The 24,554-nt window shown below is 62.0% G+C and carries 22 protein-coding genes; 21 read left to right on the top strand and 1 reads right to left on the bottom strand.

The features are described 5' to 3' along the window. Window positions 1-103: 103 nt before the first annotated feature. From LPW11_RS00490 to LPW11_RS00475, 4 genes are all read left to right on the top strand, one after another. On the top strand, window positions 104-1,246 hold the full coding sequence (locus LPW11_RS00490) for a hypothetical protein (RefSeq protein WP_230996166.1): 1,143 nt from the start codon (window positions 104-106) through the stop codon (window positions 1,244-1,246). 22 nt (window positions 1,247-1,268) lie between these two features. After that, on the top strand, window positions 1,269-1,763 hold the full coding sequence (locus LPW11_RS00485; protein ID WP_230996165.1) for a VOC family protein: 495 nt from the start codon (window positions 1,269-1,271) through the stop codon (window positions 1,761-1,763). A gap of 171 nt (window positions 1,764-1,934) precedes the next feature. Next, window positions 1,935-2,249: a DUF6506 family protein gene (locus LPW11_RS00480; RefSeq protein ID WP_230996164.1), complete on the top strand. Its 315-nt coding sequence runs from the start codon at window positions 1,935-1,937 to the stop codon at window positions 2,247-2,249. A gap of 494 nt (window positions 2,250-2,743) precedes the next feature. After that, window positions 2,744-4,495, top strand: a complete 1,752-nt coding sequence (locus LPW11_RS00475; RefSeq protein ID WP_230996163.1) for a sigma-54-dependent Fis family transcriptional regulator — start codon at window positions 2,744-2,746, stop codon at window positions 4,493-4,495. 306 nt (window positions 4,496-4,801) lie between these two features. Here LPW11_RS00475 and LPW11_RS00470 read toward each other — a convergent pair whose 3' ends face one another. Next, window positions 4,802-4,999: a hypothetical protein gene (locus tag LPW11_RS00470; RefSeq protein ID WP_230996162.1), complete on the bottom strand. Its 198-nt coding sequence runs from the start codon at window positions 4,997-4,999 to the stop codon at window positions 4,802-4,804. A 367-nt stretch (window positions 5,000-5,366) separates the two neighbouring features. Here LPW11_RS00470 and thiC point away from each other — a divergent pair, with 367 nt between their 5' ends. The 17 genes from thiC (at window position 5,367) to LPW11_RS00385 (ending at window position 24,275) form a co-directional block, all read left to right on the top strand. Continuing rightward, the gene (gene thiC, locus LPW11_RS00465; RefSeq protein WP_230996161.1) at window positions 5,367-7,145 is read left to right on the top strand and encodes a phosphomethylpyrimidine synthase ThiC; all 1,779 of its coding nucleotides are present in this window, start codon (window positions 5,367-5,369) and stop codon (window positions 7,143-7,145) included. A 22-nt stretch (window positions 7,146-7,167) separates the two neighbouring features. Beyond that, window positions 7,168-7,392, top strand: a complete 225-nt coding sequence (gene thiS, locus LPW11_RS00460) for a sulfur carrier protein ThiS (RefSeq protein ID WP_230996160.1) — start codon at window positions 7,168-7,170, stop codon at window positions 7,390-7,392. Continuing rightward, window positions 7,382-8,161: a thiazole synthase gene (locus LPW11_RS00455; protein ID WP_269145373.1), complete on the top strand. Its 780-nt coding sequence runs from the start codon at window positions 7,382-7,384 to the stop codon at window positions 8,159-8,161. The genes thiS and LPW11_RS00455 overlap by 11 nt, the downstream gene beginning before the upstream one ends. Before the next feature lie 35 nt (window positions 8,162-8,196). Beyond that, window positions 8,197-9,156: a TIGR01212 family radical SAM protein gene (locus LPW11_RS00450; RefSeq protein WP_230996159.1), complete on the top strand. Its 960-nt coding sequence runs from the start codon at window positions 8,197-8,199 to the stop codon at window positions 9,154-9,156. 26 nt (window positions 9,157-9,182) lie between these two features. After that, on the top strand, window positions 9,183-9,545 hold the full coding sequence (locus LPW11_RS00445; RefSeq protein ID WP_230996158.1) for a Lin0512 family protein: 363 nt from the start codon (window positions 9,183-9,185) through the stop codon (window positions 9,543-9,545). A 26-nt stretch (window positions 9,546-9,571) separates the two neighbouring features. Further along, window positions 9,572-10,336, top strand: a complete 765-nt coding sequence (locus LPW11_RS00440; RefSeq protein WP_230996157.1) for an alpha/beta fold hydrolase — start codon at window positions 9,572-9,574, stop codon at window positions 10,334-10,336. Window positions 10,337-11,136: 800 nt separating this feature from the next. Next, window positions 11,137-12,174 (top strand): ATP-NAD kinase family protein, encoded by a 1,038-nt coding sequence (locus LPW11_RS00435; protein WP_230996156.1) that lies wholly within the window; start codon window positions 11,137-11,139, stop codon window positions 12,172-12,174. Between the two features lie 119 nt (window positions 12,175-12,293). Further along, window positions 12,294-13,268, top strand: a complete 975-nt coding sequence (locus LPW11_RS00430) for a thiamine pyrophosphate-dependent dehydrogenase E1 component subunit alpha (protein WP_230996155.1) — start codon at window positions 12,294-12,296, stop codon at window positions 13,266-13,268. Window positions 13,269-13,287: 19 nt separating this feature from the next. Beyond that, complete coding sequence (locus LPW11_RS00425) at window positions 13,288-14,307, top strand: alpha-ketoacid dehydrogenase subunit beta (RefSeq protein WP_230996154.1); 1,020 nt, start codon at window positions 13,288-13,290, stop codon at window positions 14,305-14,307. A 313-nt stretch (window positions 14,308-14,620) separates the two neighbouring features. After that, the gene (locus LPW11_RS00420) at window positions 14,621-16,012 is read left to right on the top strand and encodes a dihydrolipoamide acetyltransferase family protein (protein ID WP_230996153.1); all 1,392 of its coding nucleotides are present in this window, start codon (window positions 14,621-14,623) and stop codon (window positions 16,010-16,012) included. A 320-nt stretch (window positions 16,013-16,332) separates the two neighbouring features. Beyond that, complete coding sequence (gene lipA / locus LPW11_RS00415) at window positions 16,333-17,250, top strand: lipoyl synthase (protein ID WP_269145372.1); 918 nt, start codon at window positions 16,333-16,335, stop codon at window positions 17,248-17,250. 184 nt (window positions 17,251-17,434) lie between these two features. Continuing rightward, on the top strand, window positions 17,435-18,847 hold the full coding sequence (lpdA, locus tag LPW11_RS00410) for a dihydrolipoyl dehydrogenase (RefSeq protein WP_230996152.1): 1,413 nt from the start codon (window positions 17,435-17,437) through the stop codon (window positions 18,845-18,847). Window positions 18,848-19,137: 290 nt separating this feature from the next. After that, entirely contained in the window at window positions 19,138-19,800 is a 663-nt protein-coding gene (lipB, locus tag LPW11_RS00405) for a lipoyl(octanoyl) transferase LipB (protein ID WP_230996151.1), read from the top strand. 268 nt (window positions 19,801-20,068) lie between these two features. Further along, window positions 20,069-21,334: an acetate kinase gene (locus LPW11_RS00400; protein WP_230996150.1), complete on the top strand. Its 1,266-nt coding sequence runs from the start codon at window positions 20,069-20,071 to the stop codon at window positions 21,332-21,334. Between the two features lie 103 nt (window positions 21,335-21,437). Next, window positions 21,438-21,959 carry a hypothetical protein gene (locus tag LPW11_RS00395; RefSeq protein ID WP_230996149.1) on the top strand — a complete coding sequence of 174 codons (522 nt, stop codon included), beginning with the start codon at window positions 21,438-21,440 and terminating at the stop codon, window positions 21,957-21,959. Window positions 21,960-22,372: 413 nt separating this feature from the next. Beyond that, entirely contained in the window at window positions 22,373-23,386 is a 1,014-nt protein-coding gene (ltaE, locus tag LPW11_RS00390) for a low-specificity L-threonine aldolase (RefSeq protein WP_230996148.1), read from the top strand. Window positions 23,387-23,582: 196 nt separating this feature from the next. Then, entirely contained in the window at window positions 23,583-24,275 is a 693-nt protein-coding gene (locus LPW11_RS00385; RefSeq protein ID WP_230996147.1) for an aspartate/glutamate racemase family protein, read from the top strand. Window positions 24,276-24,554 lie beyond the last annotated feature (279 nt).

The raw sequence follows: 24,554 nt of genomic DNA, 5'->3' as shown, positions 1-24,554 counted from the left end.
TTGCACGGCTCCTGCGCAACAGGGGAGGGGGCACTGCCGATGCGGCAAGGTCCCCCGGGGAGACCAGTGGCGCCGACGATGTCGAGACAGAACAGGAGCGCTTATGTCAAATTCAGCTGAGGCAACAAACGTAGTCAGCGCCGCCAAGCCTTTCGGTCTCCAGCTCGGTGCGGTCGGCTACGCCATCGCCAACCTGGCCGTGATCCAGTTTGGCAGCTTCGTGGTGTGGCGCATTTTCGTCGATCCCCAGGTCGGGATGTTCAAGTTCTACCCGCAGCCGTTCGGGGCATACCTCTTCTGGGCCATCCTGGCGATCGTCTTCATCGGGTTCAACTGCGGCATGTACGGGTTCAGCAGCCTGAGCCAGCCGATCGGGGGGATTGTCGCGACTGTTGCGACGCTGGTGATAGGCTTCGCCGTCCCCATGCTGCTCATCTTTGGGTACGGTGCTCTCGATCCCGCCTTTTCCGCGAAAGGGTATGCCGGCCACGGCGCCGCCGGCCTCATCGTACTGATCGGCTTCTACGGCTTCGGGGTGGTCGCCAACAGCATGGACGGCTGGCCCTGGACCGATGCCGGACTGAAGCAGCCGATGTCGGGAATCGCCCAGCTCTTCACCGGATTCTTCCTGACCTTCATCGGCTACATCGTCCTCATCTACCCCAACATGGCAAGCTGGACCGCCCCGGACCGCGTGATGATGTCGCTGCCCACAGCCATCGGCTGGTTCTATTCCGTCATCACCGTCTGGCTCACCACGGTGCTGATCCTCGACCTGTGGCCGTACAGCATGTTTCGCACCCGCGCAGGGAGGGCGATGGCCGCCTTCTTCGGCAACATCATTCTCGGCACCGGCCTCTATTTCATCCTGCTCGCGCTCCTGAAAAACGTGCTCATCCCGGCGGACGCGGTGGCAAAGATAGGTCCTGCCATCAACCTGTGGCCCGCGCAGCTCGGCGTGTGGATCGTCAACGTCCTCCTTTTCTGGGCGCTTTGCTGCGGCAACACACCGACTACGCTCGGACCCGCGGCGAACCGGGCGGCGCGCTTCGTCATCACATGGGGGGTGGGGATCGCAGCCTTCGTGGTGTACATGAAGTGGTTCGCGGTATCGGTCCTTCACGAGGCGGAGATCGTCCCCGGCTTCGGCGGCGACCCCCTCACCTGGGTCGACCTCCTGAACCTGGTCCTCTTGATCTTTGTCGTGTACTTCGGCTCGTACGGGCTGGTTAAGAAAAGTAGCTGACCCCACACTCCAGGAGGAAGTCATGGCTGACAAACCGATGTTCAGCAAAGTCTTGCAGATAGGCGTGGTGGTAAAGGACTGTGATGCTTCCGTGAAGAAGTACGCCGACGAGTACGGCATCGGGCCGTGGTCGATCTACGAGTTCAATCCGGACACCGTGAGCGACATGATCGTCGAGGGGAAAAAGCAGGATTACGCCATGCGCCTGGCGCTCTGCGACATAGGGGGCGTGCAGTGGGAGCTGATCGAGCCGAAGGACGAGCGCAGCATTTACGCCTCCTTCCTGAAGGAGAAGGGAGAAGGGGTCCATCACGTCGCATTCGGCACCGACGACTACCAGAAGGCGGTGCAATTTTTCAGCGACAAAGGGCGCCCCATCCTGCAGGGTGGGACGTGGGAAGGGCTCACCTACACCTACCTCGACTCCTGCAAGGATCTCGGGACAATCGCCGAGATCTACAACCTCGTTCCTGACTTCCAGTGGCCGAAGCCGCAGGCGGTCTACCCGGAGAAGTAAAGTTCCACCGAGGTAATAACGTCCCCTCCCCCTTGGCGGGGGAGGGGCAGGGTGGGGGGGAAGGTGCCACCGTTCCAGCAGCTGGCAGCTTCACCCACCCCCTGACCCCCTCCCCTCAAGGGAGGGGGAACGTTGGGCAGAGACAGCAAAATCTATTTCAGGAGGCTCGAGATGGGACTGAAAGCAGCGTTTCTATTTGTGGCACCGGAGGCGGACCCGACGAAGCACTCAACCGTGATCAAGACACCGGTGGTCGAACTCTCCGTGGTCGGGGTAGCCGACTACGAGACAGCTGCCGAGGCAGCGCGGAAGCTGGTAGAGCAAGGGGTGGTGGCGATAGAGCTTTGCGGAGGCTTTGGCACCGAGGGAACCGCGGCGGTAAAGCGGGCCGTCGGGAACAAGGCGGCGGTCGGCGCTGTGCGCTTCGACTGCCACCCGGGGCTGGAGTTCAAAAGCGGCGACGACGTCTTCGCACAGGCGGGGTGATGTCAGCGGCTCCCTTCTGTTGAGCGGGGTTGCCTGGAGCCCCATCGGCATCGTCAGTCACAGCTGAGGGAATATTTCCTCACAGCAGATACGTGCAGTGGCAGAAGCGAGGGAAGGTGAACGATGTTTTGCTTCCAACGGAATGCCGGGGCTTCTGTAATATTATGTGCTTATATTAATTAGGTATACACCATAGCTTCTTTTATGTATAATTCTCCCGGCTCTATACCAAAAACGTGTGGCGGGGAGGATTTGCGATGTGGGACAAAGGCATGAGCAAACACGCTGACAGGGTATTCAGCTCCGTACACTCCGGCAGTACCGCACTCTCCACTAGCGCCACCGACTGTGAGATAGCAGGCTCTTGGGAGCGTTGCGTCAACAGATACAATATTGATCCCTCCGCCAGAAACAAACCCCGTATCCTCTCAGGAAGAGCACTGCGCGAATACCAGGAACCGCTGGAAGAATTCCTTCTGATAGCGAAGACCGGCATGAAGAGCCTTTTTGAAAAGGTCGCTCCTGCCGGTTACGTCATTCTGCTCGGGGACCAAAACGGGGTGACGATCGACTTTCTCGGCGACCCGAAGGATGAAAAGGAAAATCGCGAGGCGGGGCTCTACCTCGGGTCGGTGTGGTCCGAGTCGATAGAGGGGACGTGCGGGATGGGTACCTGCATCGAGGAGCGGCGCGCCATCACCATTCACCGCGACGAGCATTTCCGGTCCCGGCACATCGGCCTCAGCTGCTCCACGACCCCCCTTTTTATGCCGGACGGCGCGCTTCTCGGTACCCTCGACGTCTCGCTGCTTCGCCCTCCCGATGACAAGAATTCCCAGCGCCTCGCCCTGCAACTGGTCAACTACTACGCGCGGATGATCGAGAACGCGTACTTCCTGCGCATGTACAAGGACAACTGGATCATCCGCTTCAACCACATGCAGGCGTTCGTGGAGGTCATCACCGAAAACATCGTCGCGGTCGACGGCGAGGGCTTCGTGGTCGCAGCCAACGACCGCGCGCTGCGGGAACTGACAGGGCCGCACGGGGCTTCTCCGATCAATCGGCATGTCGGCGAGGTGTTCGATCTGAAGTTCGACCAGTTGATGAACCACGCCCTGCACAAGACCACCACCATCCTCCCTGTCCGGGCTCTCAGCGCCGGGCTTCAGTATTACGCCACCTTCCGGGCGCCGGAAATGAGCACCTCGGCGCGAGGAGAAAAGACCCTCGTTATCGGCAAGTCCGCCCCGAAGAAGGGAAACACCTCCCTTACCCTCGACTACCTGGCCGGCACCGATCCGCAGATGATGCGCAACGCCGGCCTCGCCAAGCGGGTGGTGAACAAGGACATATCGCTCCTTCTCATCGGGGAGACCGGGACGGGGAAAGAGGTCTTTGCCCGCGCCGTGCATGAGGCGAGTGACAGGGCTGGTCGCCCCTTCGTGGCGCTGAACTGCGCCTCCATCCCCGAGTCCCTCATCGAGAGCGAGCTCTTCGGGTACAAGCAGGGAGCGTTCACCGGCGCCAACAGCAAGGGGATGCGCGGGAAGATCCTGCAGTCGGACGGCGGGACCCTATTCCTCGACGAGATCGGCGACATGCCGCTCAATCTGCAGACGAGGCTGCTGCGCGTCCTTGCGGAGAAGGAGATCCTCGCCCTCGGCAGCGAGACGCCACAACGGGTGGATCTGCACGTTATCTGTGCCACACTCAGGAACCTGGAGGAGATGGTGCGTGCCGGACAGTTCCGCGAGGATCTTTACTACCGGCTGAACGGCTTCACCATCACCCTCCCGCCGCTCCGGGAGCGGCAGGACAGGGCGCTGGTGATCGAGAATGTTCTTGCTGCAGAAGCCGGAAGCGACAGTATGAGGATCGATCCGGAAGCGTTCGGGTGCCTGCTCGACTACACGTGGCCGGGTAACATACGGCAGCTGCGCAACGTCATGCGCTACAGCATCGCCGTGAGCGAAGGGGGAACCATCGGAGTGGCGGACCTGCCGCCGGAAGTGGTGCGTACCGCTGCTCCTCCGGTGGCGAAGCCGGTGATCATCAGCCCCCCTGAGCTCGTAGTGCTAACGGAGAGCGATACGAAGCATCCCGAGTACCAAGCCGTTCACAGCGCCTTGAGGCGGCACAAGTGGAACATCACCGACGCCTCGAAAGAGCTGCAGATGAGCCGATCGACGCTGTACCGGAAGATGCGCAAGCACTCGATCATCCCGCCGAACGAGTTTTTGTAGGGGGAGCGGGCCTCGCAAGAAGCAGGAGGCCGGCCCCAAGGACAGGAGAGGCCATATGTTCCCCCCTTTGGGTACATTGCCACGAAGCACTGCAGGAGACCTAACGTTCCCCCCTTTGCGAAGGGGGCAGGGGGGATTTGCCTTGGCCTCGTTACCTATGACCACTAGAAGACGGCCACAAAGCAAACTGCAAACTGCGCGAGCAGACTAAGGATGCTGAGCAACTGCTGTGGTCTCATCTTCGCGCTGGGCAACGTCTTGACCTCCACTTCAACGGCCAAATCAGTTGGCCCCATCTGCTGATTTCTATGCTGCCGCAGCACAGCGAGATTTAGATCGCAGCACCTTCAGCTTTACAATGACGCTCTGGAAGAGATATCTCGGTGTCAATGAAGAGCAAAATCCCCCCTGTCCCCCCTTCGCAAAGGGGGGGACGCGAGGGCTCGTGCAGAGCTTCGTGGAGAAATCGTATTCGCTCGCGTAGTTGAAGACAGCTTCACCCACCTGTTCTCCTCCTCCTGCTACGGCAACTCTCATAATGATCTTTTTCACGCCTGACATGCTGCGACTGTCACAGCTGAATCCGCGCTATGTCACTGCTGAAGGCGCCCGCCTGACCGACAGCCTGTTACACTGCAACAGGTGACTCAGCTAGTATGAAACAGATGTCGCACATTGATTGTGTTCATCCTGAAACTGCAATGTGCAGGCAAAACAGGAGTGTTCTGTGTAGCTGCAATGACTTTATTTTACAGCTAATTCGACGATAGCTCCCTATGCCAATGTCTCAGTTGGTGCCCTTCTTGCTATATTGACATCACGTTCAGTAACTTGAAGGGTTAAGACATCCCAGTCCAGAGGAGTAACCGGCATGAAGAGAGAATCAGGCTGTCCGCATGGCAACGCCCGCGTAAAAGACGGATTTTCCGTCGAGCCCTTTCCCCAGTCCCAGAAGACCTATATCGCCGGGTCCCGCCCCGATCTGCTGGTCCCCATGCGGGAGGTGCGGATTTCTCCCTGTGGCGCGGCGCAAAGTTCCTCCATATACCTGTACGACACCTCCGGCCCCTATACCGATCAGGGGGTGAAGCTCGACATACGCTCCGGGCTCCCGGCGCTGCGGGACAGCTGGATATCGGAGCGTGGCGACACCGCGAGGCTGACGTCAGCCCAGCCGCGGCCCGCGAGGACTCCAGCGGACTTCCCCGAGGTGCGCACGCCGCGCCGCGCGCGCAGCGGCATGAACGTGACGCAGATGCACTACGCCCGCAAGGGTATCATCACCCCGGAGATGGAGTTCGTGGCGATCCGGGAAAACCTGCGGCGCCAGGAGGCGGACGAGCAGCTGGCCCGCCAGCACCCGGTACGCACCTCCGGCGCTGCCGTGCCCCTCGCCATCACACCGGAGTACGTGCGCGCAGAGGTGGCACGCGGACGCGCCATCATCCCCCTCAACGTCAATCACCCCGAAGCGGAGCCGATGATCATCGGTCGCAACTTCCTGGTGAAGATCAACGCCAACATCGGCAATTCCGCGCTCGCTTCCTCCAGTATGGACGAGGTGGAGAAGATGATCTGGTCCATTCGCTGGGGGGCGGATACGGTCATGGACCTCTCCACCGGCTCGCGCATCCACGAGACGCGGGAATGGATCCTGCGCAACAGCCCGGTGCCGGTAGGGACCGTCCCGATCTACCAGGCGCTGGAGAAGGTCGAGGGGAGGGCGGAGGAGCTTACCTGGGAGATCTTCCGCGACACCCTCATTGAGCAGGCGCAGCAGGGGGTCGATTACTTCACCATCCACGCCGGCGTGCGCCTCGCCCACGTCCCCTTCAGTCACCGCCGGCTCACCGGGATCGTGTCGCGCGGCGGCTCGATCATGGCGAAGTGGTGCCTTGCGCACCGGCAGGAGAGCTTTCTGTACACGCGCTTCGAGGAGATCTGCGAGATCATGAAGGCCTACGATGTGAGCTTCTCTCTCGGAGACGGTATGCGGCCCGGGTCGCTGCACGACGCAAACGACGAGGCGCAGTTCGCCGAGCTGAAGACGCTCGGTGAGCTCACGCAGGTCGCGTGGAAGCACGACGTGCAGACGATGATAGAAGGGCCGGGGCATGTGCCGATGCACCTCATCAAGGAAAACATGGACCTGCAGCTCGCCCTCTGCCACGAGGCCCCCTTTTACACCCTCGGCCCGCTGGTGACAGACGTCGCGCCCGGTTACGACCACATCACCTCCGCCATCGGCGGCGCTATGATCGGGTGGCTCGGAACCTCCATGCTCTGCTACGTGACGCAGAAGGAGCACCTCGGGCTGCCGAATAGGGACGACGTGAAGGACGGCATCGTCACTTTCAAGATCGCCGCCCACGCCGCCGACCTGGCAAAGGGGCACCCGGGGGCGCAGATACGGGACAACGCCATGTCGAGGGCGCGCTACAACTTCCGCTGGGAGGACCAGTTTGCGCTCGCCCTCGATCCCGAGCGTCCGCAGCGGTTCCACGACGAGACCCTGCCGGACCGGAAGGACAAGGAGTCGCACCACTGCTCCATGTGCGGACCGAACTTCTGCGCCATGAAGATCTCCCGGAGCCTGCGCGAGGAGGCGGAGTACCAGGAGGAACCGGAAAAGGTGCAGGCGGCGTGCTGATAGAAGCGGGAGCGGAGGATGTATGAAATTGACTGTGAACGGTGAAGAAATAGAGATTACCGCCATGTCCGTGGAGGAATACCTGCGGACGCTGGCCTTCGACGAGAAGGCTCTCGCTGTGGAGCTAAACAGGGACATTGTGCCGAAGAAAGCGTACGCCAGCACGATCCTCAAGGAGGGGGACCAGATGGAGATTGTCTGGTTCGTGGGCGGAGGGCAAAGGGGAGGAGGGAGCGATGATATCTGAAGACAAACTCGTCATTGGTGGCAGGGAGTTCTCCTCCCGCCTGATGGTCGGCACCGGCAAGTACGACAGTTATGCCCAGATGGCAACGTCGATCGAGAAGTCGGGGGCCGAGGTGGTGACCGTGGCGGTGCGGCGCGTGAACGTCTCCGATCGCTCAAAGGAGTCGCTTCTCGACCACCTCGATCTGAAGAAATACACCCTGCTTCCGAACACCGCAGGGTGCTACACGGCTGACGATGCCGTGCGCACCTGCCGTCTCGCGCGCGAGGCGGGCCTCTCCGATTTCGTGAAGCTGGAGGTCCTGGGGGACGAAAAGACGCTCTTCCCGAACAACGACGAGCTGCTCAAAGCGGCGGCGGTCCTCGTGAAGGAAGGATTCACCGTCCTTCCCTACACCTCCGACGACCCCATCGTGTGCAAGCGGCTGGAGGAGATCGGATGTGCCGCCGTCATGCCCCTCGGCGCCCCGATCGGCAGCGGTCTTGGCATAAGGAACCCGTACAACATCAGGATCATCCTCGAGACGGTGAAGGTGCCGGTGATTGTCGATGCTGGCGTCGGGACCGCCTCCGATGCGGCGATTGCCATGGAGCTCGGCTGCGACGGCGTCTTGATGAATACCGCAATCGCCGGGGCGAAGGATCCGGTCGCCATGGCTGAGGCCATGAAACTCGCGGTGCAGGGGGGGCGGCTGGCGTACCGCGCAGGGCGCATTCCGAAGAAGCTCTATGCCGCAGCCTCCAGTCCTGTCGACGGAGTGATAGAATAACTTCCGCGTGAAATCATTCAGCTTCCGGAGCAACAATGACGCACGAACTGGTTCACCACGATCTGCGCATCAATTCCTACGGTTCCTACCTGCGCCGCCGCTTCGGGTGCCGTGTCAGCAAGGTCAATGTGGATGCGGGCTTTACCTGTCCAAACCGCGACGGCAGCAAGGGGAGCGGTGGATGCATCTATTGCGACAATGCTTCCTTTTCTCCCGCAGCAACGCAGTCAGTGGTTTCCCTGGAGCGCCAGATCGAGGAGGGGATCTCCTACCACCGGCGGCGACTCGGCAGCGAAAAGTTCATCGTCTACTTCCAGAAATTCACCAACACCTACGCCTCCATCGACAAGCTCCGCGACGTCTACTACCGCGCGCTGGCACGACCGGACGTTCTCGGTATCTCGGTGGGGACGAGGCCGGATGCTCTCTCGGACGACGCACTTCTCCTGCTGAAGGAGATTGCCCGCACCCATTATGTCTGCGTCGAAATCGGCCTGCAGTCGATAGAGGAGGCGACGCTCAAGTGGATGAACCGCGGCCACTCCTTCTCCGATTACCTGAAGACGGTGGAGAGGCTCGCGGCGGCGGATCTCGATGTCTGCACCCACCTCATCTACGGCTCCCCCGGCGACACCCCGGCAACATTGCGAAAGACTGCGGAACTGCTCGGGACGCTCCCGGTGAACTCGGTGAAGGTGCACCAACTGCACGTTGTGCGGGGGACGAGGCTCGAGCAGCTCTATCGTGCCGGGCAGGTGCCGCTCCTCACCGTCGCTGAGTACATCGGCGGGATCTGCGACTTCCTGGAACTTATACCCGAGCATCTATCCATTCAGAGGCTGTACGGATCGGCCCCCCTCGACCTCCTCGTCGCGCCGGCATGGGGGCTCAAGAACAACAGCATGTGGTACGCGATCGTGAACGAGCTGAAGAGGCGCGGCACCTGGCAGGGGTGCAGATTCGACAGTGCGACCCTGCGGGTAAGCAATCTGTGAGAGGCTTCTGTAGGAAGGAGTGAGCCATGGCAAAGAAACGTTTCATAGTGGAGCTGGGGTACGGCGCCGATCTCCATGGCGGCGACGTGACAAAAGCGGCGCAGCGGGCGGTGAGAGATGCCGTGTCGCGCAACTGCCTGTGCGGGCTCATCGACATCATCGGGATCGACGACCCCCACAAGATGCACGTGGCGGTAAAGATCGGCTGTCCGAAGCCGGACCAGGTCGATGCGGCGAAGGTCCTGGAGGTGCTGCCGTTCGGTTCGCGGGAGATAGAAATCGTTGCCGGCGGTCTCTCCGTGCGCGGCCTTGAGCTCCCTCAACTCGGGGCAGGAGACCAGATCTGCGTCGCGGTGGCCGCACTTACCGTCTCTGTCGACGTGGAGTAAACGCGAAGAGGAAAGAAGCGGTAGAGATGCGGCTACATTTCGAGACATACGGCGAGGGGGAGCCTCTGGTCATCCTGCACGGGCTCTTTGGCTCTCTGGAAAACTGGCGCGGCGTCGCCAGAGCACTCGCCCGCGATTTTCAGGTTTTTTCCTTGGACCTGCGCAACCACGGCAGGTCGCCGCACAGCGACGATCACGACTGCGCTCTCATGGCGAGCGATGTGAGGAGGTTCATTGCGGAGCGCTCCCTGCGGAGAGTCTTCCTGCTCGGGCATTCCATGGGGGGAAAGGTGGCGATGCATCTGGCCGTCACCTCCCCCGAGACGGTTGGCAAGCTCGTGGTCGTGGACATTTCTCCGAAGCAGTACGCGCCCCGGCACCGGGAGATCCTTCACGCTCTCACCGCGCTGCGACCGGAGCTCTACCGGGAGCGGAAGGAAATCGATCACGCCCTTTCCACCTGCATCCCGGATTGTGCGACGCGGCTTTTTCTCCTGAAGAATCTCGTGCTCCGGGAGGCGGGGGGCTTCTCCTGGCGCATCAACCTCGGCGCCATAGCGCGCGGTTACCGTAAGATCATTCACGCCGTACCTCCGGAGGGTGTCCTTACCTCTCCCGCTTTGTTTCTAAAAGGGGCGAGCTCCGACTACATTGACGAAGCCGATCTCCCCATCATTTCCCGTCCTTTCCCCGCCGCCCGCCTGGTGACCGTTCCCGATTCCGGGCATTGGGTCCATGCCGATAATCCCGAGTTTTTCCTTAACACAGTTATTTCCTTTCTGCAGTCGTAGGACGGGATAAGCCTGCGGCGTTCCTGGCGTCGGCGCCAGCCGATCGATGCTGCCAAGAGTTGCCGGAAACGCTTTGCTTATTCCGGCCTACAGTGCACCCTTCATGGGGGAAAGGGACGTTGTAGTTGTAGGCCGGGATAAGCCGCAGGCGTTCCCGGCGTCGGCGTCAGCCGATCGATGCTGCCGAGAGCTGCCGGAAACGCTTTGCTTATTTTGGCCTACAGTGCACCCTTCATGGGTGAAAGGGACGTTGTAGTTGTAGGCCGGGATAAGCCGCAGGCGTTCCCGGCGTCGGCGTCAGCCGATCGATGCTGCCAGGATCTGCCGGAAACGCTTCGCTTATTCCGGCCTACAGTACACCGCAGGGCTGAATGGGCCGTGTAGGCCGGGATAAGCCTGCGGCGTTCCCGGCGTCGGCGCCAGCCGATCGATGCTGCCAGGAGCTGCCGGAAACACTCCCCTTAGCGCAGCCAGCGGTACGTTCTCCAGCACCACATCGGCACCCGCAACAGGTGTCTCATTTCCCCTTGTTACACTTGTCGCATCCTTCTGGCACAGTCGCCCTCCAGAGGCTTCAGAAGTAGTTACAGCGCCCTCCCTATATCACTTCCAGCCCCACTACCACATTCCTTCTTCAGAAACTTGCGATGATAAATAACTTTAAAACTAGACCTTTACATCTCTCCCTTCCGATTAGTTCAGTCACCCTTTCCCGCCATCCAAGAAAGTCAAGCAACTACTGGCATATCTCCTGCTCTATAGGGATAAACGCACCGCTCAGGACTTCCGACGGAGAGAGTATGCGCCGGACCAGGATAAATCACCCGCTCGTAGGCATCGTGGCAAACCCCCAGTCGGGGCGTGACGTTCGGCGGCTCGTTTCACAGGCATCGGTCTTTCCCTCTGTGGAGAAGAGCAACATGGTGCAGCGCATCCTCTCCGCCCTCGGGAGCGTCGGGATCCGTGAGGTGGTGATGATGCCGGACACCGGCGGGATCACCAGCCGGATCCGCCACACTCTCGAAACAGGAAAGCTCCACCAGGAGCACGGCTGGCCGACGGTGCGCTTCCTGGAGATGCCGATCGAGTACGCCGCCATCGACACCATCCGCGCCGTCGAGCGCATGGTCGCTCTCGGGGTGGCAGTCATCATCGTCATGGGAGGGGACGGCACCCACCGTGTCGTCTCCAAGGTGTGCGGCGATACCCCGATCGTCGCCGTCTCCACCGGCACCAACAACACCTTCCCCGAGATCAGGGAGGCGACGGTCGCCGGGCTGGCGGCCGGGCTGGTGGCGATGGACAAGGTCTCCGCCGCGGAGGTCGCTTGCCAGAACAAGGTCCTCCACGTGGACCTGAACGGCAACGGCCACGAGATCGCCCTCGTCGACCTCTGTGTCTGTACCGACTGCTGGGTCGGCACCCGCGCCCTCTGGGAACCGGACCACCTGCGGGAGCTCTTTGTCACCTTCGCCTCGCCGAGCGCGATCGGGCTTTCAGCGATCGCGGGGTACCTGCACCCGGTGAAGCGCTGGGCCCCGTACGGGCTGCGCATGAACCTAGTGCCGCCGGGGGAGGGGATGTTCACCGTGTCGGTGCCGATCGCGCCGGGGCTCATGAAGGATGTGGGGGTGTCGCACCTGGCGGAGCTGCGCCCCAAGGAGATATGCGCTTTCAGGACGTGCAGCGGCACGATTGCCTTCGATGGCGAGCGGGATCTGGAATTCAACGGACGTGACCGGCCAAGGGTCTGGTTGGATCTCGAAGGACCCATAACGATAGACATTGACCGGGTGATGGCAAAGGCGGCGGAAGATCACCTCTTCTGCGCACGCTAGGAACTACCGGGTCCCACACATATTGAAAGACGAGGGGGTGCCAATGAAAACATGAGGGCAAGTGAGGCCGGAACTTCTGTATTCACCTTACGGCAGGCAAAAAAAGTGAAGGAGGAACTATGCTTACGAAACTCAAGAAGGAAGAACTGCTCAAGGCGTATCGCACAATGAAAGAGATACGCGAATTCGAAGAGCGTCTCCACGTGGAGTTCGCGACCGGGAAAATCCCCGGCTTCGTGCACCTCTACTCCGGCGAGGAGGCGGTCGCCACCGCGGTCTGCATGCACCTGAACGACGAGGACCGCATCTCCAGTACCCACCGCGGCCACGGTCACTGCATCGCCAAGGGTGTGGAGATCCCTGGCATGATGGCGGAGATCTACGGCAAGAAGACCGGCACCTGCGGCGGCAAGGGTGGCTCCATGCACATCGCCGACCTCGAGAAGGGGATGATGGGCGCCAACGGCATCGTCGGTGCCGGTCCTCCGCTGATCTGCGGCGCAGGGCTTGCGGCCAAGTTCAAGAACAACAAGGCCGTCGGCATCGCCTTCTTCGGCGACGGCGCCTCCAACCAGGGGACCGTTCTGGAGAGCCTCAACCTCTCCAGCATCTGGAAGCTCCCGGTCGTCTTCATAAACGAAAACAACGGCTATGCCGAATCGACCGGCGTCGCCTACAACGTCCCCACCCCGAATATCTCGGACCGCGCAGCCGGCTTCGGGATGCCCGGCGTGACCGTGGACGGCAACGACTTCTTTGCAGTGTACGAGGCAGCCGGCGAGGCGATCCGCCGCGCCCGCGAGGGGCACGGCCCCACCCTCCTCGAGTGCAAGACCCAGCGCTTCTACGGCCACTTCGAGGGTGACGCCATGACCTATCGCCAGCCGGGGGAGGTGCAGAAACAGCGCGAGGAGAAGGACTGCCTGAAGATCTTCGCCCAGAAGGTCACCTCGGCAGGTCTCGTCACCGCCGCGGAGCTGGAGGCGATCGACAAGGAAGTTCTCGCCCTCATCGACCAGTCCGTCGCCAAGGCGATCGCTGCGCCGCACCCCACCGCCGCGGACCTTCTCACCGACGTCTACACCTCGTACTGAGCACAGAAAGGAGCCAACAATGTCTAGAAAAATCAGCTACAAAGACGCGATAAACGAAGCGCTGGCTCAGGAAATGGAGCGGGACGAGAAAGTCATCGTGCTCGGCCTGGACAACGCCGGCGGGCGCGGCACCCAGGGGGTCATGGACGCCTGGGGCGGGGTTTTGGGGGTAACCAAGGGGCTGTACGCGAAGTTCGGCGACCGCGTCATGGACACCCCGATCTCCGAGTCCTCCTACATCGGCGCGGCGATCGGCGCAGCCTCCTGCGGCATGAGGCCGGTTGTGGAGCTCATGTTCTCCGACTTCCTCGGGGTCTGCTTCGACCAGGTCATGAACCAGGCAGCAAAATTCCGCTACATGTTCGGCGGCAAGGCACAGACCCCTGTGGTTATCCGCATGATGTACGGCGCCGGCTTCCGGGCCGCGGCACAGCACTCCCAGTGCCTGTACAACATCTTCGCCCACATCCCGGGGCTGAAGGTCGTCGTCCCCTCCACCCCGGCGGAGGCGAAGGGGCTCCTCATCGAGTCGATCCGCGACAACAACCCGGTCATCTTCATGGAGCACAAGGCCCTCTACGCCATGAAGGGTGAGGTCGCTCCGGAGCCGTACACCATTCCGTTCGGCAAGGCTAACATCGTGCGCGAAGGGAAGGATCTCACCATAGTCGCAATCGGACGCATGGTGCACATGGCGCTGCAGGCGGCCGACGCGCTCGCCAAGGACGGCATCACCGCAGAGGTCATCGACCCGCGCACCATCTCGCCTCTCGACGAGGCAACGATCCTGAACAGTGTCGAGAAGACCGGGAAGCTCGTGGTGGTGGACGAGGGGCATCAGAGAGCCGGGATGGCGGCGGACATCGCGGCGGTTGTCGCCCAGGGCGCCTTCGAGGCGCTGGCTGCTCCGATCAAGCTGGTGACCGCGCCGCACTCTCCGGTTCCCTTCTCCGGGGCGCTGGAGGACCTGTACATCCCCAATGCGGAGAAAGTTCTCAACGCAGCGCTCTCCGTGGTGAAGGCCCAGGAAGCTGCATAACCAAGAAGCCAGGCATTTTTGCGGCTGAGCCGCCGGGATTTTCGGCGGCTGTCAATCTCCTTGCGGGCGGGGGGGACCAACGGGTCTCCCCCCCGCCGCCTCCCCCGCCCGCAAGGGGACTCTCTCTGGCGAGAGATCTGGAATCCCGTCCTGACCCCGCTCCTCCGCCTGAAGGGGAGGGAGAATACCTGATGCCGCCTGTCGTCCCCTCCCTTTCAAGGGGAGGGTCAGGGTGGGGATGGGGTTCACCGCCAGCGGCCGATTCTACAATGCCCTATGACCGGAGCAATCCGAACGAGAAAAGAGGTGTGAAATGAGCGCAAATCTGGCTGAACTGACGATGCCGAAGTGGGGTCTCACCATGGAAGAAGGGACCCTCGTGCAATGGCTTATTGAGGAAGGTACGGAGATCGAGCTCGGCATGGCGATAGCCGAGGTGGAGACGGACAAGATAGTGAACGTCCTCGAGGCGACCCAGACCGGAATCCTGGTGCGGAAGGTTGCCGGGGAAAATGAGACCCTCCCGGTGGGGGCGCTTCTGGGAGTTATCGCAAAGGCGAGCGTCTCCGATGGGGACGTGGACAGCTTCGTGGCGAGCTTTGGCGGGGGGGACGCCTCCGCGGCCGACTCCGCGCAGGAAGCGTCTGCCCCCCCCGCAGCAGGTGCCGCCGCGCCTGCAGGTATCCAGACCCTCACCATGCCGAAATGGGGGCTTACCATGGAGGAAGGGACCCTCGTGCAGTGGCTGGTCGAGGAAGGGGCGCCGATCGTGCCGGGGATGGCGGTCGCCGAGGTGGAGACGGACAAGATCGTGAACGTGATGGAGTCCCCCTGCGCCGGCGTGCTGCGCAAGAAGATTGCCACCGACGGCGATGTGCTCCCGGTCGGGGCGGACCTCGCGGTGGTAGCGGAGGTAGAAGTCACCGACGCGCAGATCGAGGCCTTCCTCGCAGGCGGGGCCCAGGCTCCGGCCGAGCAGAGTGCTTCCGGCTCCCAGGAGGCACCGGCGGCAGCCGCCGTGGCAACGCCAGCTGAGACGCTGCAGCCGCTCCAGGGGATGCGCGCCGCCATCGCGAAGACGGTGACGAACTCGTGGACCACCATTCCGCACTACATGGTCACCGTGGCGATCGACATGGGGGCTGCCGAGTCGGCTTGCCGAGCCTTGAAAGAAAAGGGGACGAAGGTCTCCATCAACGACATCCTCATCAAGGGGTGCGCCGTCGCGCTGCAGAAGTTCCCCCTGCTGAACGCCTCCTACGCAGAGAAGAACATCGCGCTGCACGCGGACGTCAACATGGCGGTCGCGGTCGGGCTGGACGACGGGGTCATCATGCCGGTGATCAGGAAGTGCCAGGAACTCCCGGCAACGGAGATCGGGGTGAAAAGCCGCGAGCTGGTGGGGCTCGCCAAGGAAGGTAAGCTCGGCAAGGAAGAGCTCTCCGGCGGCACCTTCGCCATCTCCAACATGGGGATGCTGGGGGTGGAGGACTTCATCGCCATCGTCCCCCCGGGGCTCTCGGCGATCCTCGCGGTCGGGAAGGTGAAGGATGAGGTCGTTGCCAAGAATGGTGAGGTCGGCATCGCCCGCACCATGAGGGTTACCATCTCCGCCGACCACAGGGTGCACGACGGCGCCTATGCCGCGAAGTACCTGGCGGAACTGAAGTCGATCATGGAGGCGCCGGACGCGCTCCTGTCGTAGGCGCCGACGGTCGGGAAAGACGCTGTGCTCCGCCGGCAAAAATCACGGAGCGACCAACGAGGCTGCAGCAGGGCACAGCGTCCCTTCCCCCCTTGCGAAAGTGGCATCCGGTAAAACCAGGGACCGCCGGTCGGACGTCCCCTCCCCCCTTGCGGGGGAGGGACAGGGTGGGGGGGAAGGTGCCACCATTTCAGCCATACAGCAGCTTCACCCACCCCCTGTCCCCCTCCCGTCAAGGGAGGGGGGATCTTCCTGATGCTGACTCCCGGATTACCGGAAGAGCCTTGCGAAGAGGCATAAACTGAAGCGGAGCTATGAAGATGATTGAGGAAATAGGTCAAAAAAGCCGGCAGAAACAGGGTGCGAGCCACGCGCCCGCGCTCCCGAAGCCGAAGTGGCTGAAGGTGAAATCCCCCTGCGGCAGCGAGGTGGAGCGGATCACCGGGATACTGCGCAAGAGCAGCCTGAACACGGTGTGCGAGGAGGCGAACTGTCCGAACATGGGTGAGTGCTTCCGGCTCGGCACCGCGACCTTCATGATCATGGGGGCTGTCTGCACCCGCAGGTGCCCGTTTTGCGACGTCGCCCACGGCCGGCCCGCCCCGCTCGACGCTGATGAACCGCAAAAGCTCGCCGGCGCGGTGCAGGTCATGGGGCTGAAGTACGCGGTGGTGACCTCGGTGACCCGCGACGACCTCCCCGACGGCGGCGCCGGCCACTTCGCCAGCTGCATAAAGGAAGTGCGACAGACGACCCCTTCGGTGCAGGTGGAGATCCTGGTGCCCGACTTTCGCGGAAAACTCGATCTCGCCTTCGAGAGCCTCGCCCCGAACCTCCCGGACGTCTTCAATCACAACCTGGAGACGGTGCCGCGGCTCTACCCCACGGTGCGCCCAGGCGCGGAGTACCGCTGGTCGCTGAACCTCCTGCGCGCCTTCGCAGAGCGCTTCCCGGATATTCCGACGAAGTCGGGGCTCATGGTGGGGCTCGGGGAGTCGCTGGACGAGGTGGCAGAGGTCATGAGGGATCTCCGCGAGCACGGCTGCCGCATGCTGACCATCGGGCAGTACCTGCGCCCGAGCCTGCACCACCTCCCCGTGGTGAAGTACGTCACCCCGGGGGAGTTCTCCTGGCTGGAGCATCTGGGGGGGGAGCTCGGATTTTCCCACGTGGAGGCCGGCCCGCTGGTGCGCTCGTCGTACCATGCCGAGGGGCAGGCGAAAGAGCTCCTGGTGTAGAAAAGGGTGCGTCGGAAGTCCCGGAGGCACGGAGAACATAGAGGAATCAGGAAGTGGCCGATTCATTGATAACTCCCCTCCTGTTGGGATCTATTGCGGTTCCTCTGTGTTCTCAGTGTCTCAGGGGATAAATGAGAAAGTGCCGCCCAGGGCGGCGAAAAAACTACGAAGAGAGGAGCACGGTATGAGTGAGCAAAGTTACGATCTGGTAATTCTCGGCGCCGGGCCGGGTGGATATGTGGCAGCAATTCGCGCAGCGCAACTGGGGCAGAAGGTCCTAGTGGTGGAAAAAAGAAAGACGATGGGAGGCGTCTGCCTCAATGAGGGGTGCATCCCCAGCAAGGCGCTTCTCGACTCCAGCGAGCACTTCCTCATGGCCCGCGACAAGTTCGCAAGTCACGGCGTGGAGGTCACACCGCCGGTACTGAACCTCGCGAAGATGCTCGCCCGCAAGAACGACGTGGTGAAGAAGCTGACCGACGGGATCGCCTACCTTTTCAAGAAGAACAAGGTCGAGGTGCTGAACGGCTGCGGGAAGATCCTGAAGCCTGCGGGGGACGGGGTGCAGAGGGTCGAGGTGAAGGTAGAGGCGGGGACGCAGACCGTGACGGCGAAGAGGGTGCTGCTCGCTACCGGCAGCATGCCGGTGGAAGTGCCTTCACTCCCCTTTGACGGAACGACGCTCATCAGCTCCAAGGAAGCACTGGAACTGAGCGCGGTACCACAGCACCTCGTGGTGGTCGGCGCCGGCTACATCGGGCTGGAGCTCGGCTCGGTGTGGCGCCGCCTCGGAGCGAAGGTGACTGTCGTGGAGATGCTCCCGAAGATGCTGCCCTTTACGGACGGTGAGGTTACCGAAGCCTTGATGCGGGTCCTGAAGAAACAGGGGCTCGACTTCCGCATGGGGACGAAGGTCACCGGGTGCACCGTGCAGAACGGGAAAGCGGTTCTTTCTCTCGAGGCGGGAGAAAAGAAAGAGGAGCTGGTAGCGGACAAGGTTCTCGTGGCGGTGGGGAGAAAGCCTGTGCTGACGGGGCTAGGCCTTGAGGAAGCGGGTGTGAAGACGGCCAACGGCAGGATCGAGGTGGATGAAAACTACCAGACCTCCGCTCCCGGAATCTATGCCATCGGCGACCTCATCCCCGGACCGCTACTCGCGCACAAGGCATCGGAGGAAGGGTTCGCTTTTGCCGAAAAGCTTGCCGGGCTGCAGGCGAAGGTGCACTACTCGACGATCCCCGGCATCGCCTACACCTGGCCGGAAGCTGCCTCGGTGGGGAGGACCGAGCAATCGCTGCAGGAAGAGGGGATTCCGTACGCCTGCGGCAAGTTCAGCTTTATCGCCAACGGTCGCGCCCGCTGCATGGACGAGACGGACGGCTTCGTGAAGATCCTCGCCCACAAGGAGACGGACAAGGTTCTCGGCATCCACATCGTCGGGCCGCGCGCCTCTGACATGATAGCCCAGGGGGTCTCCTTTATGGCGCTCGGCGGAAGCTCGAAGGAGCTGGCGACCATGTTCCATGCGCATCCGACTCTGGCCGAAGCGGTGAAGGAAGCCGCCCTCGATGTGCACAAGTCGGTAATCCACGCGTAACGAAAGCGGGCCGGCATAAGCGCCGCGGTTCCGGCAGACTCGACACGATACGGCCGGAAACGCCTGCGGTTTATGCCGGCCTGCACCACATCGTCCTCGTCGCTTCATTCCGGGAGAGGTTGGTAAGAACGTCCCCTCCCCCCTTGCGGGGGAGGGGCAGGGTGGGGGGGAAGGTGCCACCGTTTCAGCATCTGGCAGCTTCACCCACCCCCTGTCCCCCTCCCGTCAAAGGAGGGGGGACCTTCAGCCGGAATCGGTGAAGCGGGGACGGACCTTCGAAAGGCACGACCATGGAAATCCGTGACTTGGGGATCATCAGCTACGGCGACGCTTTAACCCTGCAGGAGCAGCTGGCGGCGGAAGTCCACGCCGAGCGGAGGGGGGAAACGTTCCTCCTTCTCGAGCACCACCCGGTGTACACCATCGGGCGCGGCGGCGATGCCGGAAACATTCTTGATCCCTCCGTGGCAGCGGTCCGCATCAATCGCGGCGGCGATGTCACCTATCACGGACCGGGGCAACTGGTGGGATACCCCATCATCAGGCTGGGGCGCCGCGGCAAGGACCTCCGGCACTACCTCCGGTTTCTCGAAGAGGTCCTTATCCGCACCGTCACAAATCTCGGCGGGGAAGCGTTCCGGGTTCCCGGAAAGACGGGAGTGTGGTCGGCAGGGGGGAAGGTCGCCTCCATCGGGGTAGGGGTGCGGCATTGGGTATCGATGCACGGCTTTGCCATCAACGTGAACAACGACCTCAGCGCGTTTCGGAGTATCAACCCCTGCGGCATCCCCGCGTGTCCGGTTGCATCCGTGGCGGAGGTGTGCGGGCGCCCCGTGACCGTTGCCGAAGTTAAGTCCCACGTCATCGCGCAGTTTCGCAACCTGCTGGGAGGGTGGTTGCCCGAACAGCAGGAGATTGAACAGGAAGTCCCTCTTTTAGCAGTCTCCCGCTAGTCCGCCCGCCTTGGGTTTTCTCGCGAATTTGCCGAGCTCGACCCGTCACCCTTTGGTAGAACAGGATCCCAGGCGCCCCCTCCCTTTCAAGGGGAGGGATAGGGCGGTAATCCGGGTCTATCGTTTTCCATGTAGGCCGGCATAAGCGCAGCGTTGCCGGCAGGTAGCTGCGCCGCTGCCGTGGGAGATGCCGGGAACGCCTGCGGCTTATCCCGGCCTACATGGACTGCATTGCCAATCAAACACCCAGATGAAGGAGGCTCCCCCCATGCAGATTCTTTCCTTGAATTGCGGAAGCTCGTCGCTGAAGTACCAACTCTACGACTGGGAAAAAAGAGAAGTCGTCGCCAAAGGGGCCGTCGAGCGGGTCGTCGTCGGCGGCTCCTACATCGTGCACGAGGTGCCGGGACGGGAAAAGCACCGAGAGGAGTCGGAGTGCCCGGATCATCGTGCAGCTGTCGACCTCGTCCTGCGTACCCTCACCGCACACGGCCACGGCCCCCTGCGGAGGATCTCCGACATCTCCGCGGTCGGGCACCGGGTCGTCCATGGCGGAGAGCGCTTCACCAGGTCTGTCCTCATCGACGACGAGGTGCTCAAAGAGGTTGAAGCCGTACAGCACCTCGCCCCGCTGCACAACCCGCCCAATATCGTCGGCATCCGCGCGGCGATGGAGGTGCTCCCCGGCGTCCCGCAGGTGGCTATATTCGACACCGCGTTCCATCAGACGATGCCGCAGCACGCCTACCTTTATCCGCTCCCCTACGGGTGGTACGAGAGGCACGGGGTGCGCCGCTACGGGTTTCACGGCACCTCCCATCTCTACGTCTCCAAGCGCGCCGCCGCCCTCCTCGGAAAAGAAGCGTCCCAGTGCAACGTCATCACCTTGCACATCGGCAACGGCGTGTCGCACTGCGCCATCAAAAACGGCGTCTCCATCGATACCAGCATGGGGCTCACCCCCCTCGAAGGGGCGCTGATGGGGACCCGCTGCGGCGACATCGATCCTTCCATCCCCCTTTTCATCATGCAGAGAGAAGGTGTGAGCGCCGAGGCGATGGATGCACTTCTCAACAAGGAAAGCGGCATTCTCGGCATCACCGGGCGCTTCGTGGACCGGCGCGACGTCGTTAGCCACGCAGAGGAGGGGGACGAGCGCTGCCGGCTTGCGCTCGAGATGGAGGCGTACCGGCTGCGCAAGTACATAGGCTCGTACCTGGCGGTAATCGGCAGCCTCGACGCCGTCGTCTTTACCGCCGGGGTCGGGGAGATGGGGGCCCAAATCCGGGCGCTTGCACTACGCGGGCTGGAGCATATCGGGATCGTGCTGGATGAGGCGCGCAACAACTCCGCCATGAGCCGGAGCCGGGAGACCTTGATAAGCGCCGACTGGTCTCCGGTGAGGGTCTACGTGATACCCACCGACGAGGAACTGGTCTTTACGGAGGATGTGGCAGCCATCCTCGCCGGCACCTACACCGACCACATGAACTTCCCCTACAGCTTCTCAAGTCCCGACTTCGTGAGAACTTGATTTTCCTTTGCAGCACAGCCGTTTGCATCCACTTCGACCCGGGGATAGGCTTTAGCTGGAGGCCTAACTCAGCATGAACAAAGTGGATCAAAGGGAGCGTGCCATGAAGAGGAAAATGATCCTGAACGTAATACTACTCACCGGATGCCTCTGCGCCGGAAATGCTGCAGCGCAGCCGCCGCACCAGGCCCATGGCCTTGAGCCGGGCGGGATGAGCGGCGGAGGCATGCACAGGATGATGGAGGATACACACCACAAGCTCGGGATGGCTTACAGGCAGAGCATGGAGATCTTTGCCCAGACCCTGAAGTCGGAGGTGCGCAGGACGGGGAAGGTAGATAAGGAGTTTGCGGAGACTGCTGTTGAGGAGATGAGGCGCAGCTTCGGGCTCATGAAGAAGCACCATGACGAGCACAAAAGGGGGATACCTGCAGATGTGCGGCAGCAGATGGACGAGCATATCAAGACAATGGAGGGGCGCCTTTCATCCCTTCGGCAGCATCTGGACCTGCTCGAAAAGGAAGTGAAGGCGCAGACGCCGGATCCGAAGAAGGTGATCGCGGAGGCGGACGAAGTAGTTAAAGGGTGCGAGATGATGAAGATGAATATGGAAAAGGGGAAGTAACCGCGTCACCGGTCGGCGGTTCGAGCCGCGGCAACAAGGTTGTGCGGCCATAAAGCCCTTGGCTTTGCCTGAAACTTTTATTAAAGTGGCTGCGAGGTCAGGGGCTTTTTTTTGCGTAGCTGGGAACTCGCACTACGCCTGCTCGTTCCCAAGGTCATCTTGGGAACGCACTTGGGGGCAAAGCTCCAGCTTTGCATCCGCGCCAGCGGGAAAGCAAGAAGCGGCATTGGCGAGGCGGAGCCTCGCGGGCAGCTGCGTCCCCAAGCAGGAGCCTGGGAACGAGAGGTCGAGGCCAATTTTCCACGTAGCGCTGGAGGAGGCCTCGCGTCCCCCCCAAGGGGGACAGGGGGGATTTGCCTTGGCTACGACATACCCGACCCAGTTATAAATCAAGTGACACTTCAGAGGAGAGTATGAAGACTGTTGATCTTAGAAGCGATACGGTGACCCGTCCGTCTGCCGCAATGCGTGCTGCTATGCTGGAGGCGGAGGTGGGGGACGACGTCTACGGTGAAGACCCGACGGTGAACCGTCTGGAGCGGCTCGCCGCGGAGATGCTCGGGATGGAGGATGCTCTCTTTGTCCCCAGCGGTACGATGAGTAACCTCCTCGCCCTCCTGTCGCACTGCGCGCGGGGAGACGAATACATCTGCGGACAGCACGCACACCTCTATCGCTGGGAGGGTGGGGGCGCCGCGATCTTTGGAGGGGTTCAGCCGCAGCCGATCGAGTTCGAGGAGGACGGCACCCTCGATCTCGCGAAGGTCTCCTCCATGGTGAAGCCGCGCGACTACCACCACGCAGTTACAAAGCTTCTTTGCCTCGAGAACACCCAAGGGGGACGCGTCCTGCCGCTTGAGTACCTCGACGCGGCAAAAGAGTGCTCGCTGAGCCACGGCCTCGCGCTCCATCTCGACGGCGCCCGTGTCTTTAACGCGGCGGTCGAGCTCGATGTGCCGGTCTCCGTCATCGCCTCCAGGTTCGATTCCGTCTCGGTCTGCCTTTCCAAGGGGCTCGGGGCGCCGGTCGGTTCCGTGCTCTGTGCCGGGTCAGAGCTCATCTCCAAGGCGCGCAGGTGGCGCAAAGTGGCGGGTGGCGGCATGCGCCAGGCAGGTATCCTCGCCGCCGCAGGGATCCACGCTCTGCAGAACAATGTGGACAGGCTCGCCGAGGACCACGAAAACGCGCAGCGCCTTGCCGAGGGGCTGGCCGGCATAGAGGAACTCGCCGTCTCTCAGGCTCAGACCAACATGCTCTTCGTGACACCCCCTGCAGGAAGCGCTGACCGGCTGCGCGAGGCGATGGCGGCGGAAGGGATCCTTCTCGGGCGCGGTGACAGCATCCGCCTCGTCACCCACCTCGACGTCACCGCCGCGGATGTAGACAGAACGATCGACTCTTTCCGCAGTTTCTTTGCCAGCCACTAAAACAGGGTCTATGGAAATCGCGCCGGAGGTTGAACGGGTCCCCTCCCCCCTTGCGGGGGAGGGACAGGGTGGGGGGGAAGGTGCCACCATTCCAGCAGATGGCAGCTTCACCCACCCCCTGTCCCCCTCCCGTCCAGGGAGGGGGAACGTATGCAGAGCTTTTCCGGATTCCAATGCCACAGAAAGAGGTCCAGAAATGAAAACCATCGGGCTGATAGGGGGGATGAGCTGGGAGTCGACGGTTTCGTACTACCAGGTCATCAATGAGAAGATCAAGGAGTCGCTCGGCGGGTTTCATTCCGCGAAGCTGGTCCTGTACAGCGTGGATTTTCACGAGATAGAGCAGCTGCAAAGCTCGGGGGAGTGGGTTGCGGCAGGGGAGGTCCTTGCCGATGCGGCACGTGCGCTGAAGGCCGCAGGGGCCGACTTCCTGGTGCTGTGCACCAACACGATGCACAAGGTCTATGGAGCGATCGAGGCGGCTGTCGATATTCCTCTTTTCCATATAGCCGATGCAGCGGCGCAGGCGATCAAAGAAAAAGGCATCTCCACGGTCGGCCTCCTCGGTACCCGCTTCACCATGGAGGAGGCGTTCTATCGGGAGCGCCTTCGGGTGGATCACGGATTCGAGGTCCTCGTCCCGGATCAGGAGGACCGCGACCTCGTGCACCGGGTCATCTTCGAGGAGCTCTGCCTCGGGAAGATAGACGCGGCGTCCCGCGACGCGTTCCGCACGATTGTCGCGGGCCTCGTGGAGCGCGGGGCGGAAGGGGTGATCCTCGGCTGCACGGAGATCGCACTCCTGCTTCCCCCTGCGGATTCGTCTACTCCTCTCTTCGATACTGCAGCGATCCATGCGCGAAAGGCTGCAGACCTGGCGCTTCTCTAGTCACCAGCAGCGCCTGCAGCTTCGCACATCCTCTTCTGTCGCGGGGCGGGCTTTCAAGCCGCTCCGCAAACGCCTCCCACGTCCCACACGTTTCCGAACATTCCTTCCACCGTTCCTCCGTCACGTGCACCGCTCGCATCTCCCGCCGGCGCTCACAAAAGCAGGCTTTGTCCCACTCTGCTGCTGGCATAGACGCGACCTGAGCGATATTCTTTTTCTCGGTGCAGACATTGGCGGCAATTAATGATGCGGCTGGTGGTTCTTGCCGCGGTGCTGCTC

Origin of the sequence: Geomonas sp. RF6 (genome assembly GCF_021044625.1) — a bacterium.
In the GTDB taxonomy this organism is placed as follows: domain Bacteria; phylum Desulfobacterota; class Desulfuromonadia; order Geobacterales; family Geobacteraceae; genus RF6.
Note: the sequence above shows the minus strand (reverse complement) of the source record. Positions and strands in the feature narration are given on the sequence as shown.